At 73.1% G+C, this 15906-nt stretch carries 16 protein-coding genes; 9 read left to right on the forward strand and 7 right to left on the reverse strand.

Annotated features, from left to right (window positions below; all coding sequences use genetic code 11):
- Positions 1-56: 56 nt before the first annotated feature.
- The 3 genes from ACFYYW_RS45765 (at position 57) to ACFYYW_RS45775 (ending at position 2681) form a co-directional block, all read left to right on the forward strand.
- Positions 57-899, forward strand: coding sequence for an alpha/beta fold hydrolase (locus ACFYYW_RS45765; protein WP_387660034.1), 843 nt, complete (start codon positions 57-59; stop codon positions 897-899).
- A 213-nt stretch (positions 900-1112) separates the two neighbouring features.
- A complete protein-coding gene (locus ACFYYW_RS45770) occupies positions 1113-2027 on the forward strand; it encodes an ABC transporter permease (RefSeq protein WP_387660037.1) in 915 nt (304 codons plus the stop codon).
- A 102-nt stretch (positions 2028-2129) separates the two neighbouring features.
- Entirely contained in the window at positions 2130-2681 is a 552-nt protein-coding gene (locus ACFYYW_RS45775; protein WP_387660039.1) for a GNAT family N-acetyltransferase, read from the forward strand.
- Here ACFYYW_RS45775 and metE read toward each other — a convergent pair.
- A complete protein-coding gene (gene metE / locus ACFYYW_RS45780; RefSeq protein ID WP_387660042.1) occupies positions 2672-4831 on the reverse strand; it encodes a 5-methyltetrahydropteroyltriglutamate--homocysteine S-methyltransferase in 2160 nt (719 codons plus the stop codon). The two genes, ACFYYW_RS45775 and metE, sit on opposite strands and share 10 nt — an antisense overlap.
- 82 nt (positions 4832-4913) lie before the next feature.
- Between metE and ACFYYW_RS45785 the strand changes: the two genes are divergently transcribed.
- A complete protein-coding gene (locus tag ACFYYW_RS45785; RefSeq protein WP_352319984.1) occupies positions 4914-5753 on the forward strand; it encodes a LysR family transcriptional regulator in 840 nt (279 codons plus the stop codon).
- 77 nt (positions 5754-5830) lie between these two features.
- Here ACFYYW_RS45785 and ACFYYW_RS45790 read toward each other — a convergent pair whose 3' ends face one another.
- Together ACFYYW_RS45790 and ACFYYW_RS45795 are read right to left on the reverse strand one after the other, a co-directional pair.
- Positions 5831-6511, reverse strand: coding sequence for a DNA alkylation repair protein (locus ACFYYW_RS45790; RefSeq protein ID WP_352319928.1), 681 nt, complete (start codon positions 6509-6511; stop codon positions 5831-5833).
- A complete protein-coding gene (locus ACFYYW_RS45795) occupies positions 6508-7179 on the reverse strand; it encodes a TetR family transcriptional regulator (protein WP_352319927.1) in 672 nt (223 codons plus the stop codon). Before ACFYYW_RS45795 ends, ACFYYW_RS45790 begins: the two co-directional genes overlap by 4 nt.
- Positions 7180-7277: 98 nt before the next feature.
- Between ACFYYW_RS45795 and ACFYYW_RS45800 the strand changes: the two genes are divergently transcribed.
- The 3 genes from ACFYYW_RS45800 to ACFYYW_RS45810 all read left to right on the forward strand — a co-directional run bounded on the left by ACFYYW_RS45800 (position 7278) and on the right by ACFYYW_RS45810 (position 10705).
- A complete protein-coding gene (locus ACFYYW_RS45800) occupies positions 7278-8432 on the forward strand; it encodes an acetyl-CoA C-acetyltransferase (protein ID WP_387660046.1) in 1155 nt (384 codons plus the stop codon).
- Positions 8433-8556: 124 nt separating this feature from the next.
- Positions 8557-10035 carry a glycoside hydrolase family 3 N-terminal domain-containing protein gene (locus ACFYYW_RS45805; protein WP_364414965.1) on the forward strand — a complete coding sequence of 493 codons (1479 nt, stop codon included), beginning with the start codon at positions 8557-8559 and terminating at the stop codon, positions 10033-10035.
- 4 nt (positions 10036-10039) lie between these two features.
- A complete protein-coding gene (locus ACFYYW_RS45810; RefSeq protein WP_352319921.1) occupies positions 10040-10705 on the forward strand; it encodes a pentapeptide repeat-containing protein in 666 nt (221 codons plus the stop codon).
- 63 nt (positions 10706-10768) lie between these two features.
- On the opposite strand, the gene ACFYYW_RS45815 is transcribed toward ACFYYW_RS45810, so the two are convergent.
- The 4 genes from ACFYYW_RS45815 to ACFYYW_RS45830 are packed head-to-tail and all read right to left on the reverse strand — an operon-like array spanning position 10769 to position 14010.
- Positions 10769-11791, reverse strand: a complete 1023-nt coding sequence (locus ACFYYW_RS45815) for an NAD(P)H-dependent flavin oxidoreductase (RefSeq protein ID WP_387660051.1) — start codon at positions 11789-11791, stop codon at positions 10769-10771.
- Positions 11788-12522, reverse strand: a complete 735-nt coding sequence (locus tag ACFYYW_RS45820; protein WP_387660054.1) for a CoA-transferase subunit beta — start codon at positions 12520-12522, stop codon at positions 11788-11790. Before ACFYYW_RS45820 ends, ACFYYW_RS45815 begins: the two co-directional genes overlap by 4 nt.
- Positions 12509-13285 carry a CoA transferase subunit A gene (locus tag ACFYYW_RS45825; RefSeq protein WP_387660057.1) on the reverse strand — a complete coding sequence of 259 codons (777 nt, stop codon included), beginning with the start codon at positions 13283-13285 and terminating at the stop codon, positions 12509-12511. The genes ACFYYW_RS45820 and ACFYYW_RS45825 overlap by 14 nt, the downstream gene beginning before the upstream one ends.
- The gene (locus ACFYYW_RS45830; protein ID WP_387660059.1) at positions 13282-14010 is read right to left on the reverse strand and encodes an enoyl-CoA hydratase family protein; all 729 of its coding nucleotides are present in this window, start codon (positions 14008-14010) and stop codon (positions 13282-13284) included. Before ACFYYW_RS45830 ends, ACFYYW_RS45825 begins: the two co-directional genes overlap by 4 nt.
- Before the next feature lie 46 nt (positions 14011-14056).
- Between ACFYYW_RS45830 and ACFYYW_RS45835 the strand changes: the two genes are divergently transcribed.
- Both ACFYYW_RS45835 and ACFYYW_RS45840 read left to right on the forward strand, forming a co-directional pair.
- Positions 14057-14785, forward strand: a complete 729-nt coding sequence (locus ACFYYW_RS45835; protein ID WP_387660062.1) for an SDR family oxidoreductase — start codon at positions 14057-14059, stop codon at positions 14783-14785.
- Positions 14786-14814: 29 nt separating this feature from the next.
- Positions 14815-15723, forward strand: a complete 909-nt coding sequence (locus ACFYYW_RS45840) for an SDR family oxidoreductase (protein WP_364414971.1) — start codon at positions 14815-14817, stop codon at positions 15721-15723.
- The last annotated feature ends 183 nt before the right edge of the window (positions 15724-15906 follow it).

Raw genomic sequence — 15906 nt, forward strand, 5'->3', positions numbered from 1 at the left:
GGCATTATCTCGCCGAGCGAGATTGTTGCTGAGCAAGCTATTCAGTTAGGTGCGGCATGTCCGACTTCTTCTCCGCCTACGACGCGGTCCTCGAACGCTGGCCGGTTCCGGTCGAGCCGATCGACCTGCCCTCGGCGTACGGCACGACCCGGGTGAACGCGTGCGGCCCCGCCGATGGCCCGCCGCTGGTCCTGCTGCACGGCGGTGGCACCACGGCGGCGATGTGGTACGCCAACGTCGCCGCCTTCGCCCGCCGCCATCGCGTCTACGCCGTGGACCGCATCGGCGAGCCGGGCCGCAGCCTCCGCGGCGAACGTCCCCCGCGCAGCGTCGGCGACCTGCTCGGCTGGCTGGACGGCGTGCTCGACGGCCTCGGCATCGACGGCGCCGCGGTGTGCGGACACTCCTACGGCGGATGGATCGCCCTGACGTACGCGCTGCACGCGCCCCGGCGGGTCGAGCGGCTCGTCCTGCTCGACCCGACGCAGTGCTTCGGCGGGTTCCGGCCGGGATACCTGGCCCGCGCACTGCCCACCCTGCTGCGGCCGACGGCCGCTCGCGCGCGGGCCTTCCTGGAGTGGGAGACCGGCGGCGCGCCCGCCGACCCCGCCTGGCTGCGGCTCTACGGCCTGGCCGCGGAGTTCCCGGACACGAAGGTCGTCACCGGGAAACGGCCCGAGCCCGGATCGCTGCGCGCGCTCACCACGCCGGCCCTCGTGCTCGTCGCCGGGCGCGGCAAGGCGCACTCCCCGCACCGCGTCGCGTCGGCCGCCGCCCGCCTGCTGCCGGGCGCGCGGACCGAGGTGCTGCCGCACCTGTCCCATCACGCGATGCCGTGGCACGACCCCGCCGACCTCAACGCCCGCGTCGTCGACTTCCTCGACGGACGAGCCACCTGACCCGCCGCCCGCGCCGCCGCCCTTCTCAAAGCGCCAGGACGCCCGCGCCGCTGCCCTTCTCAAAGCGCCAGGACGCCCGCGCCGCTGCCCTTCTCAAAGCGCCAGGACGCCCGCGCCGCTGCCCCTCTCCGAAGCGCCAGGACGCCCGTCCCGCCACGCCGGAGCCTAGACTCCTGGGCATTCCGCGACGCAGCAGGCCGTGAGGAGACTCCCATGTCATCCGCGCCCGAACAGGAATCACTCGCCGCCCTCGCGACCCGGCACGGGCTGAGGCGAGCCATGGCCCGCCCGGACCTGCACGTCTACCTGCGCCGATTATGGGAACGCCGGCACTTCATCCTGGTGTACGCGACCTCGCGCACCGCCTCGAAGTACTCCGGCTCCGCGCTCGGGCAACTCTGGCAGGTGCTGACGCCGCTGCTGAACGCCGGCATCTACTGGGTCATGTTCGGCCTCGTCCTGGGCGGACACGACCACATCGAGAACTATGCGGCGTTCCTTGTCACGGGGATGTTCGTCTTCACCTACAGCCAGCGGTCGGCCTCGGCGGGGGCCAAGTCCGTCTCGGGGAACCTCTCGCTCATCCGCGCCCTGCACTTCCCGCGCGCCGCGCTTCCCCTGGCCTACACCCTTCAGGAGCTGCGGCAGGCGGCGGTCTCCATGGGGGTGCTGCTCGTGCTCGTGGTCGTCATGGGGGAGTTGCCCACCTGGTTCTGGTTGCTGATCCCGGTCGCCGTGCTGCTGCAGACGATGTTCAACATCGGGCTGAGCCTGGTCCTGGCGCGGTTGGGGGCCTCGCTGCGCGACGTGAACCAGCTCCTGCCGTTCGTCCTGCGGACCTGGTTGTACGCCTCCGGGGTCTTCTTCTCGATCCAGTACAAGATCGTGGGATATCCGGACCCGGTCACCGGCGAGCCGGTCGGCGGGGTGGGGCTGCCGCAGTGGGTGGCCGACGTCATGTATCTCAACCCCGCGGCCTCCATCATCGAGTTCATGCGCGACATCCTGATCCACGCGTCCAGCCCGCGCCCGCTCGTCTGGCTGAGCTGCACGTTCTGGGCGGTCGCCGGGCTGACCCTCGGGCTCTGGTACTTCTGGCGGGCCGAGGACACGTACGGGCGCGGGTGAGGGCCGGAAGCGGGTGAGGGCCGGAAAGCGGGGGGCCGGAAAGCGGGTGGGGGCCGGAAAAGGGTTCGCGCGCCGGGGGCGTGCTCTGGTTTGCTCCCCATCATGACGTCTGCGTGGGTCGGCGAGCGCGTGCGCCTGAGGGCCATCGAACCGGAGGACTGGGCGGAGCTCTTCGCCTTCGAGGAGGACACCGACGCGGCCAGGAACGGCTGGCGGCTGCCTCCGCCCCGCTCGGCCGCCCAGGCGCAGAAGTGGGCCAGGGAGCTGGCCGAGCAGGAGCCCGACATGGACGAGCTCCGCCTGGTGATCGCCGACGCGGCCGACGGCCGGCCGGTCGGCATGCTCAACACGCACGAGGTCGAGCGCATGCACGGCACGTTCTGCTACGGCATCTCCATCGGCACCCCCCACCACCGCAAGGGCTACGCCAGCGAGGCGATCGTCCTGCTGCTGCGCTACATGTTCGCCGAGCGCCGCTTCCAGAAGGCCGAGGCGTGGGTCTACAGCTCCAACGAACCGTCGCAGGCCCTGCACCGGCGGCTCGGCTTCGTCGAGGAGGGCCGCCGGCGCAGGAGCCGCTTCGCCGCCGGGCGCTACGACGACGGGATCCTGTTCGGGATGACGGTCGAGGAGTTCACCGAGCTCTACGGCTGAAGCTCGGCCCGCAGCCGCCGGGTGGCCTCGACGACGTGCGCCAGCGAGGCTTCCACCTGCTCGTACGTGCGCGTCTTCAGCCCGCAGTCGGGGTTGACCCAGATCCGCTCGGCCGGCAGCGCCGCCAGCGTCCTGCGCAGCAGGTCCTCGACCTCGTCCGCGCCGGGCACGCGCGGGGAGTGGATGTCGTACACGCCGGGGCCGAGGCCGCGGCCGAACGCGCGCACCGCGCCCAGGATGCGCGCCCCCGAGCGGGCCGACTCGATCGTGGTGACGTCGGCGTCCAGGCCGTCGATGGCGGCCAGGATCTGGTCGGCGTCCGAATAGCACAGGTGGGTGTGGATCTGGGTGCGGTCGGCCGCGCCGGAGGTGGCCCGCCGGTACGCCGCCACCGCCCACTCCAGGTAGTCGGCCTGAGCGGCCCGCCGCAGCGGCAGCAGCTCGCGCAGGGCGGGCTCGTCCACCTGGATGATCGACACGCCGGCCGCCTCCAGGTCGCGCACCTCCGCGCGCACCGCGTCGGCCACCTGGAACACCACGTCCCGCAGCGGCAGGTCGTCGCGGACGAACGACCAGGCCACGATCGTCACCGGCCCGGTGAGCATGCCCTTGACCGGCTTGGCGGTGAGCGACTGCGCGTAGGAGGCCCAGCGCACGGTGATGGGCCCGGGACGGCCGACGTCGCCGTGCAGGATCGGCGGCCGGGTGCAGCGCGACCCGTACGACTGGACCCAGCCGTTGCTGGTGACCGCGAACCCGTCCAGGTGCTCGGCGAAGTACTGGACCATGTCGTTGCGCTCGGGCTCGCCGTGCACGAGCACGTCCAGGCCGAGGCGTTCCTGCACCCTGACGACGCGCTCGATCTCGGCCTCGACGCGCCGCTCGTAGTCCTCCTCCGACAGCGTGCCGGCCACCACGGCCGCCCGCGCCGCGCGCAGCTCGCCGGTCTGCGGGAACGAGCCGATGGTGGTGATCGGCAGTACGGGCAGGCCCAGGTGGGCGGCCTGGGCGGCGGCCCGCACCGGGTACGGCGCCCGCTCCTCCGGCGCGACCGGCGCGGTCAGCGGCACGGAGGGCGCGGCCGGGACCGGCCCCCGGAAGTCCGGCCCCTCGGCGACGGTGAGGGCCAGCGCCACCACCTCGGCCACCTTCTGCTCGGCGAACGCCAGCCGTGCCCGCAGCGCCGGGTCCAGGTCGGGCTCGGCGGCCACGTCGTAGGGCACGTGCAGCAGCGAGCACGACGTGCTCACCGTCACGCGGTCCGCGTGCACGCCGCCCAGCGCGGCCAGGGCGCGTTCCGGCGCGGTGCGCCACACGTCGCGGCCCGACACCACGCCCGCGACCACGGTCTTGCCCGGCAGGTCGGGCACGGCGCCGCCGCGCACCAGGTCCACGCCGATCGCCTCGACGGGCGTGCCGGCCAGCACCGGCAGCGCGGGCCCGAGGTCGCCGAAGTAGGAGGCCACGAACAGCCCCGGGCGGACGGCCGCCGACCCCAGCCGGTCGTAGGCGAGCCGCACGGCCGCCAGCTCCTCGGGCGTGCGGTCGCCGACCAGCGCCGGCTCGTCGAGCTGCACCCATTCGACGCCCTCGGCGGCCAGCGCCGCGAGCAGCTCCTCGTAGCAGCCGAGCACGTCCTCCAGCCGCTCGGGCGCCCCGGCCAGCAGCAGGAACGTCACCGGCCCGACCACGACGGGCCGCGTCTCGTAGCCCAGCGCGCGGGCCTCGCGCACCTCGGCGAGCGGCTTGGCGGCGTCCAGCTTGAAGACGGTCTCCGGGCCGATCTCCGGCACGATGTAGTGGTAGTTGGTGTCGAACCACTTCGTCATCCGCAGCGGCGCCAGCCCCTCGGTGCCCCTGGCCATCGCGAAGTAGGGGTCCTCGGCCGCGCGGTAGCGCTCGGGCACCGCGCCCAGCAGCACCGCCGTGTCCAGCACGTGGTCGTACAGGGAGAAGGTGTTGGACGGCAGCCCTTCCAGGCCCAGCTCGGCCAGCCGCCGCCAGGTCCGCTCCCTGATCTCCGCGCCCGTCCGCTCCAGCTCCGCGCGGCCGGACCGCCCGTCCCAGTACGACTCCAGGGCCCGCTTCAGCTCCCGTCGCGGCCCGATCCTCGGGTACCCGAGCACCGTGGACGTGGGGAATGGCGACATCTCAGCTCCTCGATCACGTCGGTCAGATGCGGGAATCGTGTCCGGCGAGGCCGACGTGGTGCATCATCGATAAGTGCTGCTTATGCTCAAGGAGATCCACTGCTTCCTCCTGGTCGCCGAGCGGCTTGGCTTCTCGGCCGCCGCCGCCGACCTGGGCATGTCGCAGCCCGCCGTCAGCCAGGCCATCACCCGGCTCGAACGCGCCGCCGGGGTCAGGCTCTTCGAGCGCAACGCCCGCGAGGTGCGGCTGACGGCCGAGGGCAAGGGCCTGCTGCCGTACGCCCGGCAGGTGCTCGAATCGGCCCAGGCGTTCACCGCGGAAGCCGCCAGACTGGCCCGCCCGACCATTCACCTGGCTTATCCACCGCTCGTGGGCACCCTCGCCGCGCGCATCGCCAGACGGCTGGCCGGACGCGCCCCGGCGATCGGCGTCGAACTCGTCGTGGCCGGGCGGGGCGCCGCGGCCCAGGCGCTGGGCAGCGGGGAGGTCTCGGCCGCGATCCTGGCCACGCCGGCGCCCGCGCAGTTCGTCACGGCGGCCCGCTTCCACGTGACCGTGGACCATCTGGCCGTCCCGCTCGGGCACCGGCTGGCCGGGCACGGCAGGGTGACGCCGGACGACCTGGGCGGGCAGGTGCTGCTGACACCGGGGAGCCGGCCGTGGGCGGGGCTGCCGGGGCGGGCGCGGATGGTGGCCGACGACGACTTCGCCGCCGCGCTCGATCTCGTGGCCGCCGGGGCGGGGGTGCTGCCGATCCCGCAGCTCCTGGTCAGGGCCGTCAGGCGGGACGACGTGCGGTTCGTGCCCCTGGAGGCGGGGGAGCTGCGCATCACCTACGCGCTGGCCTGGGCGCGCGAGCGGGTGACGCCGGAGCTGATGGCGCTGGTGCAGGCGGTGCAGGACGCGCTCTGGACCAGGTGAGGGCGGGTGAGGGCGGGTGAGGGCGGGTGAGAGCGGATGAGAGCGGATGAGAGCGGGTGAGGCCGGATGAGGAAGGGCTAACTCACAGGCAGGTTCTTCAGGGCCTCGCGGCGGCTCAGGCCGGAGATGCCCTTGGCGCGGACGTACCGGATGACTTCGTCGGGGTTGGTCTTGGCGTACTCGCGTAAGGACCAGCCGATGGCCTTGCGGGCGAAGAAGTCGGTGTCGGACAGGCTGGGCTCGATGCAGGCGTATAACAGGGCCGTGTCGGTGCGGGACTTGAAGCGGTTCTGGCACAGGATCGCCGTGCGGCGCTTCCACAGGTCGGCGTCGGCCGCCCACTCCAGCATGAGCGGGCGCATGGTGTCGGGGAAGGCCGCCAGCAGGTCGCCGACGCGATGGGTGGCCAGCTCGTCGACCAGGTCCCACCAGGCGCCGGTGACGATCATCTCCTCGTACATCGGCACGGTGTAGAGGGTCTGGAAGTCGCGGTAGTAGCGGTGGCCGGTCAGCTCGACGGCGGCGTAACGCTCCTCGCGGTACTCAGCCTCCCGCCACAGCGAGAGCACCGCGCGCCGCCACTCGGGCGCGGAGTCGAGGCGGTGGCGGGCGAACACCCGCCGCAGCGCCGCCCGCCTCGGCGTGGCCTGCACGCCGAGGAAGGGCATCTCCGACTTCATGTACGCGCGCATCGGCTCGGCCTTGTCCGGCTCGGCGACCTCCTCAAGGGCCAGCCGCACCGCCTTGCCGAGGCTCATCCCTGACGCTGGGTCGTGCGCTCGCCGGTGGCGAGGCCGTCGAACAGCACCGTGATGTAGTGCTCGGCCAACGCGGTGGTGTTGAGCCGGCCGCCGGGACGGAACCAGCGCACGGCCACCCAGATGGTGTCGCGGATCATCCGGTAGGTCAGCTTGGGGTCGACGTCGGCCCTGAACAGCCCGGCCGCCTGACCGGCCTTGATCTGGGTCACCCAGATCTGCTCGACCTCGTCCTCGGCCTTGACCAGGTAGTTGAAGCGCTCGAACTGGCGCAGGTAGTTCCAGTCGTTCTGCATGACGGTGATCGCGGCGCGGTGGGGCTCCAGCGTGCCGAAGCCGATGCGGACCATCTCCGACAGGACCGTGCGGGCGTCGGAGTTGGTGTCGACGGCGGCGCGGTAGCGGGCGATGAGGTCGTCGAGGAAGGTGGACAGCACCTCGTCGACGATCGTCTCCTTGGAGTCGAAGTGGTGGTAGAGGCTGCCGGACAGGATGCCCGCCTCGTCGGCGATCTCGCGTACGGTCGTGGCCTGGAAGCCCTTGCGCGCGAAGAGCTCCGCGGCGAGTTTGACGAGGTGGTCGCGCCGCTCTGAGGCCGCCCCAGTGGAGGAGGCGCGCTGGCGCTTCGCCGGTGACGTGGTGGTGCCGGAGTTCTTTCGCGTGGTCACGTTTCCCATTATGAGCCCTCAGACAATCGCTTGTTCACGCGTCAGGCCCAGCTCGTAGGGCATTATCCTACGTACCAAGCGCTTGTTAGGATTGCGGGATGAACGAGGCTTACATCGTCGCCGCCGTCCGTACCCCCGTCGGGCGCAGGAACGGCGGGCTGGCCGCGGCCCACCCGGCCGACCTCGGCGCGCACGTCCTGCGCGAGCTGATGCGGCGGGCCGACGCCGATCCCGCCGCCGTCGAGGACGTGATCTTCGGCTGCGTGGACACGATCGGGCCGCAGGCCGGGGACGTCGCGCGTACCTGCTGGCTGGCCGCCGGGCTGCCCGAGCAGGTGCCGGGCGTCACCGTCGACCGCCAGTGCGGCTCCTCGCAGCAGGCCCTGCACTTCGCCGCCCAGGCCGTGCTGTCGGGAACCAGCGACCTGGTGGTGGCGGGCGGCGTGCAGAACATGAGCATGATCCCGATCTCCTCGGCCATGCTGGCGGGCCGGCCGCTCGGGCACGAGACCCCGTACGCCGGGTCCAAGGGCTGGGCGGCCCGCTACGGCGCGGCGGAGGTCTCCCAGTTCGCCGGGGCCGAGCAGATGGCGGTGGCCTGGGACCTGTCGCGCGAGGAGATGGAGCTCTACGCCTACGAGTCCCACCGCCGCGCGCTGCGGGCCATGGACGAGGGGCGCTTCCGGCGCGAGATCGTCCCCTGTGAGGGCGTCTCCGACGACGAGGCCCCCCGCCGGGACACCTCGCCGGAGAAGATGGCCGCGCTCAGGCCGTTGAGCGAAGGGGGACGGCTCACGGCGGCGCTGGCCTCCCAGATCTCCGACGGCGCGGCGGCGCTGCTGGTCGCCTCGCCCCGGGCCGTACGCGACCACGGGCTGACCCCGCGCGCCCGCGTGCACCACCTCTCGGCGCGTGGCGCGGACCCGATCATGATGCTCTCCGCCCCCATCCCCGCCACGGCCCACGCCCTGGACCGGACCGGCCTGGCCATCGACGACTTCGACGCGATCGAGATCAACGAGGCGTTCGCCTCCGTCGTGCTGGCCTGGATCAAGGAGACCGGCGCCGACCCGTCCAGGGTGAACCCCAACGGCGGCGCCATCGCGCTCGGCCATCCGCTCGGCGCGACCGGCGCGGTCCTGACCGTGAAGCTGCTGCACGAACTGGAACGCACCGGCGGCCGGTACGGCCTGCAGACCATGTGCGAAGGCGGGGGACAGGCGAACGTCACCGTCATCGAACGTCTCGGCTGAAAGGCCGCGCCGCGCAACTGAAGTGAGCATTTACGGCAATGGTTGAATAAGACACGGAAGGAACCGGGCTGACATCAGAAAATGCCTCTAGCAAATAGGAAACTTTCCTATTAGATTTCGGGTCATGCCCCTCAGCGGTGACCTTCTTCGCCTCGCCGATGCCGTCCTCCTCCCTGGTTTCGTGGGACAGATGCCTCCGGACTGGATCCGCCGACGACTCGGCGAGGGACTGGCCGGTGTGGTGCTGTTCTCCCGCAACATCGCCGACCCCGCGCAGGTCGCCCGGCTCACCGCCGCGCTGCGCGCGGAGAACCCCGCGGTGCTCGTCGGCACCGACGAGGAGTCCGGCGAGGTCACCCGGCTGGAGGTGAGCACCGGCAGCAGCCGTCCCGGCGGCTACGCGCTCGGCGTCGTGGACGACGTCGGCCTCACCGAGGCCCTGGCCAGGGACATGGGCGGCGAGCTGGCGGCCGCGGGCATCACGATCGACTTCGCCCCGTCCGCCGACGTCAACTCCAACCCCGACAACCCGGTCATCGGCCTGCGCTCCTTCGGCGCCGACCCCGCGCTCGTCGCCCGGCACACCAGGGCGTTCGTCCGCGGCCTGCAGTCGGCCGGGGTGGCCGCCTGCGCCAAGCACTTCCCCGGCCACGGGGACACCACCGTCGACTCCCACCACGGCGTGCCCGTGGTGGCCGACGCCGGCATCGAGGAGGCGCTCTTCCCGTTCCGGGAGGCGATCAAGGAGGGGGTCCGGTCGATCATGACCGGCCACCTGCTCGTGCCCTCCTACGACGCCGAGCTGCCCGCCACGCTCAGCCCCAAGGTCCTCACGGGCCTGCTGCGCGAGGAGCTGGGCTTCCAGGGAATGATCATCACGGACGGCATAGAAATGGCTGCGGTGTCGGGGGCGTACGGGATCGGGGGCGCCTCCGCCCGCGCCATAGCCGCGGGGGCCGACGCGATCTGCGTGGGCGGCGAGCGGGCCGACGAGGCCACCGCCGTCGAGGTCCGCGACGCCATCGCCGCCGCCGTGACCGAAGGACTGCTGCCCGAGGAGCGACTGGCCGACGCCGCACGCAGGGTCCGCGAGCTGGCCGCCTGGACCACCTCCTCGGGCAGCCCCGTACCGGAGGACGGCTACCTCGGGCTCTCCGCGGCCCGCCGGGCCGTCCGCGTCACCCGCAGGTCCACGGCGGCCGTGCTGCCGCTCACCGGGGCGGCGCACGTGGTCGAGCTGACGCCCGAGATGAACCTGGCCATCGACAAGGGCACCCCGTGGGGCGTCGGCGAACCGCTCGGACGGCTGCTGCCCGGCACCGCCGTCACCCGGCTGGCGGCCGGGGACACCACCGGGCCCAGGCTGGAGCGGCTGATCGGCGAGGCGGCGCAGCGCCCGCTGGTGATCGTGGTCCGCGACGCCCACCGTTACGCCTGGCAGGGCGAGGCGCTGCGGCACCTGCTCAGCGCCCGGCCGGACGCCGTCGTCGTGGAGATGGGCCTGCCCGCCCGCTCCGACCTCGGCGCCGTGCACATCGCCACGTACGGGTCGGCGCGGGTCTGCGGCCAGGCGGCGGCGGAGGTGCTCACCGGTACGCTGTGACACCGTGATCCTCGACGGCGAAGACCTCTCCCACAGCCGCCCCGCCCTCCATGACGACGGGCCGCACGTCTTCCGCGACTGCGACCTGACCGAGGCCGACCTGTCCGGAGCCGCGCTGGCCGGCGCCCGCTTCGAGTCCTGCGTGCTCGACGGCGCCGACCTGCGCAAGGCCGACCTCGACGGCGCGGTCTTCGCGGGCGGCGGCGGCATGCGGCCGAGGTTCAACGACGCCGACCTGATCGACGCGACCTTCACCGACGTCGACCTGTCCTCGGCCCAGTTCGGCGGCGCCCTGCTCACCGACGCCTCCTTCCAGGGCTGCCGCATGATCGGCGCCGCGCTCACAGCCTCGCGCGGCACCGGCTTCAAGGTCGCGCGGTGCAACCTGACGCTGGCCAACCTCGGCGGCTGCTCGCTGCGCGGCGAGTTCATCGAGGGCGTGCGCTTCGACGACGCCGACCTGTCGGGCTGCGACTTCACCGAGGCCACCTTCAGCGACTGCCGGCTCATCGGCACGCGGCTGCTCAACACCACCTTCGCCAAGGCCGACCTGCGCGGCGCCGACCTCGGGCAGCCCGACGACGCCAAGCTGCGCGCCTTCGCCGGCGCGATCATCAACCAGACCCAGGCCAACGCCATCCTGCTGGCCAGGGGCATCACCGTCGTGTGAGCCAGGCCCGTGTGAGCCAGACCCGCCCGGGTCAGGCGCCGTGCGGGTCAGGCGTCCCGCGGGTCAGGGCAGGCGCTTGCGCGCCTCCTCGGCCTCGGCCATCACCCGCCCGATCAGCTCGGCGCACGACGGCAGGTCCTCGATCACGCCCACCACCTGGCCGGAGGCCATCACCCCGAGGTCGGCCCGGCCGTCCACCATCGCCGCGCGCAGCAGCACCGGCGTGTTGGCCGCCTGGAGCACCTGCGCCCAGGTCAGCTCCCGGCCGCGGCGCATCCGGCGTCCCTCGCGGACCAGCGCGCCCCACGACAGGCCGGACAGCCGCCGGAACCGGGCGCCGTTCAGCACCGCGCGCAGCAGCCGCGACCGTTCCAGCGAGGCCACGAACGGGGTGCTGAGCACGCGGTGCGGCACGCCGTCCACCCTGGTCGTCACGACGGTCTCGCGGGCGGCCAGGTAGACGTCCTTGACCGCGTCCGGCACCGGGGACTCGCGGGTCAGCAGGAACCGGGTGCCCATGGCGATCCCGCACGCGCCGTAGGCCAGCGCGGCGACCAGGCCCCGGCCGTCGAAGAAGCCGCCCGCCGCGATCACCGGGATGTCGACCGCGTCCACGACCTGCGGCAGCAGCAGCGTGGTGGCCAGCGGGCCGGTGTGCCCGCCGCCCTCGCCGCCCTGCACGATCACCGCGTCCACGCCCCACGCCGCCACCTTCTCGGCGTGCCGGCGCGCCCCCACCGACGGGATGGTGACGACCCCTGCGTCCTTGAGCCGGGCGATCAGCTCGCGCCGGGGCGCCTGGGCGAACGACGCCACCCGCACGCCCTCCCTGATCATCACCTCCACCCGTTCGGCCGCGTCGTCGGCGTCGGAGCGGATGTTCACCCCGAAGGGAGCCTCGGTCCGCTCCTTGACCCGTCTGACCGCCGCCGTCATCTCGGGCACCGACATGGTGGCGGCGCCGATCACGCCCAGCCCGCCCGCCGCCGAGACGGCCGCGGCCAGCCGGGCGCCCGCGACGTACCCCATGCCGGTCTGGACGACGGGATGGCGGCAGCCGGTGAGCTCGGTCAGCGCCGTCCTCACCCGGCCACCTCGCGGTCGCGCGCCCGGCCGGGATCCAGCCGGTCCAGGACGGCCAGCTCGACCGCGTCCGGCTCCCGCGTCGTGGGCACCTGCGGCGGGACGACCAGGTCGAAGCCGGTGGCGGCCAGCACGTCGGCCACGCCCACCCCGGGATGCGTGGACACCAGGCGCATCGAGCCGTCGGGCGTGGCGAAGTCGAGCACCGCCAGGTCCGTCACCACCCGCCGCAGCTCGTACGCCCCCCGGTCGGTGCCCAGCCCGCTCACCATGTCCACCTCGGGCACGAACACCCGCCGCGAGTGCCGCGGGATCCAGTAGCTCGTCGGGTCGCACCGCGTGTTCCCCGGCGCCCCGCGCACCCCGAGGAGCTGGGCCCTGGGCCGGGCCCAGTCGCCGATGCAGGAGATGTTGCTGTTCCCGTGCCGGTCGATCTGGCTCGCGCCGAGCATCACGTGCCGGCGGCCGTTCAGCACCAGCCACAGGTGCTCCCGGAACGGCAGCCACCCCTCCACCACCCCGGGCGCCGCCCCCAGCGCGGGCACGTCGCCGGTGAGCAGGCAGACGCCGTCGGAGGTGAGCAGCTCGGGCTCGAACGTCAGCCGGGCCAGCCGCGCGGCCAGCACCGTGATCGCGCCGCCGATCCCGGCCGCCAGGATCTCCCCGTCGCCCCTGAACGCCTCCGCGCAGGCCAGCACGCACACGTCAGCCCTGCTCGTCTCACTTCCACTCATCGACGCCGCCCTCCACGTACCGCCGCTGCCGTTCCTCGTCGCGCGGGTAGTCCGGCTCGCACGAGGTGAACCCGGCCCCGCCGGGCGCCTCGACCACGCCGGTCACCATCGACCGGCTGATCAGCAACGACTGCACCGGGCCCTCCTTCAGCAGGTCGGCGGTGTCCGCCAGCCGCTCGCAGGACACGTAGCAGCGCGCGGCAGCCTTGGCGTACAGGTCGTCGAAGTACGGGTCGGGCCCCAGGTACTGGGCGTTCCCGCGGGCGTCGGCCCGGTTCAGGTGCACCAGCGCCACGTCCATGGTCAGGGCGGGCACCGCGACCAGCTCCTCCCCGTCCCCGTACGGCGAGCGCACGGTCCGCAGCTCCGGATTGACCCGCAGCACGCCGGATCCGAGCCCCGCCCGCGTCGGCAGGAACGGCAGCCGGTGCGCCGCCGCCAGCAGCCCGAACATGAACATGCCCTCGTCGTACTCGGTGAACTCGACCGTGCCGGCCTGCCTGGCCGCCCGGAAGTGCGGTTCGAGGGGGATGGAGTCGAGCGTGACGAACGGCGCCACCACCCGGCGCACCTTGCCCGCCGCGCACAACATGCCGACGTCCGGGCCGCCGTAGGAGACGACCGTCAGATCCCGCACGCACGTGCGCAGCAGGCCGCCCACCAGGGCCATGGGCTTGCGCCGCGAGCCCCAGCCGCCGATCCCGACCGTCATCCCGCTCTCCACGGAGGCCGCGACCTCCTCGACGGACATCACCTTGCTCATCGGAACCGCTCCCTGTGCTCGTCGCCCATGCCCATGAGGTTCAGCTCGAAGGTGAAGCCCTGCTCGAAGCGGTAGCTGCGCCGCACGTCCACCGGGTCGATGCCGTTCAGCGACTCTTTGGCGCGGCGGATGACGTACGGGTCCTTGGCCGCGATCTGCCCGGCCACCTCCATCGCCGCCGCGCGCAGCTTGTCGCGCGGCACCACCTCCAGAACCGACCCGAACGCGCGCAGCTCGGCCGCCGTGACGTTCCGGCACGTGTAGACCATGGCCCGCATGAGGTGCTGGGGCACCAGCCGGGCCAGGTGCGTGGCGGCCCCGAGCGCCCCGCGGTCCACCTCGGGCAGCCCGAAGTAGGCGTCCTCGCTGGCCACCACCACGTCGGCGTTGCCGGCCAGGCCGACGCCGCCGCCCAGGCAGTGTCCGTGCACGGCGGCGATCACCGGCACCTCGCACTCGTAGACGGCCGCGAACGCCTCGAAACACTGCCGGTTCGCCCCGACGAGCGCCGTGTGCCCGGGGTCGGCTTGCATCTCCTTGATGTCCACGCCGGCGTTGAACCCGCGGCCCTCGGCCCGCAGCACCACCACCCTGGTCGCCGGGTCGCGCCCGGCCGCGCGCACCGCCGCCGCCAGGTCGGCCCAGCCCTGGACGGTCAACGCGTTCACCGGCGGCACGTCCACCACGACCTCGGCGACCGGCCCGTCCCGCAGTGTGATCCCCATCGCGCTCCCTGGTCGCACCTAACGCTTGCTTGGTACGGTAGCACCCGTGACGGTCACTTACGACTACACGGGCAGGTCCGTGCTGGTGACGGGCGGCACCCAGGGCATCGGCGCGGGCATCGCCAGGGCCTTCCGCGCGGCCGGCGCCGACGTGACGGTCTGCGCCAGGAAGGATCCCGGCCCGCTGGACGGACTCCGCTTCGTCCAGGCCGACGTGCGCGTCCCGGCGGACGTCGAACGGCTGGTCTCCGGGTTCGACCGGCTGGACGTGGTGGTCAACAACGCCGGCGGCTCGCCGCCCGCCCCCGTGTCGGGCACCTCGCCGCGCCTGCACGCCCGCGTCATCGAGCTCAACCTGACCGCCCCCCTGCTGGTCTCCCAGCGGGCCCACCCGCTGCTGGCCGCCGCCCGCGGGGCGATCGTGATGATCGGCAGCGTCAGCGGCGCCCGTCCCTCGCCCGGCACCGCCGCGTACGGCGCCGCCAAGGCGGGCCTGCACCACCTGGCCCGCTGCCTGGCCGCCGAATGGGCCCCGGAGGTCAGGGTCAACTCGGTCGTGGTCGGCCTGGCCGACACCACGGCGGCCGAGCGGTACACCGGACAGGGCCGGGCGGACGCCGCCATCCCCGCGGGCCGCCCGGCCACGCCCGCCGACGTGGCCGCGGCGTGCCTGTGGCTGGCCGCCCCCGGCTACGTCACCGGCGCCGAGGTACGGGTGGACGGCGGCGGCGAGATCCCCGCCTGGCAACACCTGGCTTCTGACGATATTTCCTGATATCTGTGCATGATCCCTTGGGAGGTCTTGTGGGCATTTGCGCTGGCCGCGTGGTGATCGTGACAGGCGCCGGACGCGGCATCGGCAGGCAGCACGCCCTGGAGTTCGCCCGGCAGGGCGCCCGCGTCGTGGTGAACGACCTCGGCACCGCCCGCGACGGCGGCGGCGCGTCCGCCGGCCCGGCCCACGAGGTCGTCGCCGAGATCGAGGCCCTCGGCGGCCGGGCGGTGGCCAACTGCGACGACGTGTCCGACTGGGCCGGCGCCGCCCGGCTGGTCAAGACCGCCGTCAGCGCGTACGGCCGGCTGGACGTCCTGGTCAACAACGCCGGCTTCCTGCGCGACCGCATGCTGGTCTCGATGACCGAGCAGGACTGGGACGACGTCGTCCGCGTGCACCTCAAAGGCCACTTCCTGCCGCTGCGGCACGCGGCCGCGTACTGGCGGGAGCGCTCGAAGGCGGGCGAGGAGGTGTCCGGCAGGGTGGTCAACACCTCCTCGGGCGCGGGCCTGCTGGGCAGCGTCGGGCAGGCCGGCTACTCGGCGGCCAAGGCCGGGATCGCCGCGCTCACCCAGGTCGCCGCCGCCGAGCTGGCCCGCTACGGCGTCACCGTCAACGCCATCGCGCCGGCCGCCCGGACCCGGATGACCGAGGAGGTGTTCGCGGCGACCATGGCCAGGCCGCAGGACGGGTTCGACCCCATGGACCCGGCGAACGTCGCCCCGCTCGTGGTCTGGCTCGGCTCGGCGGCCTCCGCGCACGTGACGGGCCGGGTCTTCGAGGTCGAGGGCGGCACGATCGCGCTGGCCACCGGCTGGCGCCACGGCCCCGCCGTGGACCGGGGCGCCCGCTGGTCGCCGGAGGAGGTGGGGGAGGCCGTTGCCACGCTCCTGGAGGCCGCGCCCGCCCCCGAACCGGTCTACGGCGCGGCCCCCTGACCCCCGCCGGCTAGATCGCTGATGTGAAATTCGGTGATCGGCTGCGGACGTGACGAAGGGCGTCCATGGTCGGTGTGTGAAGACTGACCTAGAGAGTGTCTGACAAATGATCTACGTGCACGGTTGAATGGTTGTCGTGGTGCGACGCGGTGAGTTGACCGACAGGGCGTGGGCGCGGATCGA

The sequence above is a fragment of the Nonomuraea sp. NPDC001831 genome (assembly GCF_042892035.1).
Classification (GTDB): domain Bacteria; phylum Actinomycetota; class Actinomycetes; order Streptosporangiales; family Streptosporangiaceae; genus Nonomuraea.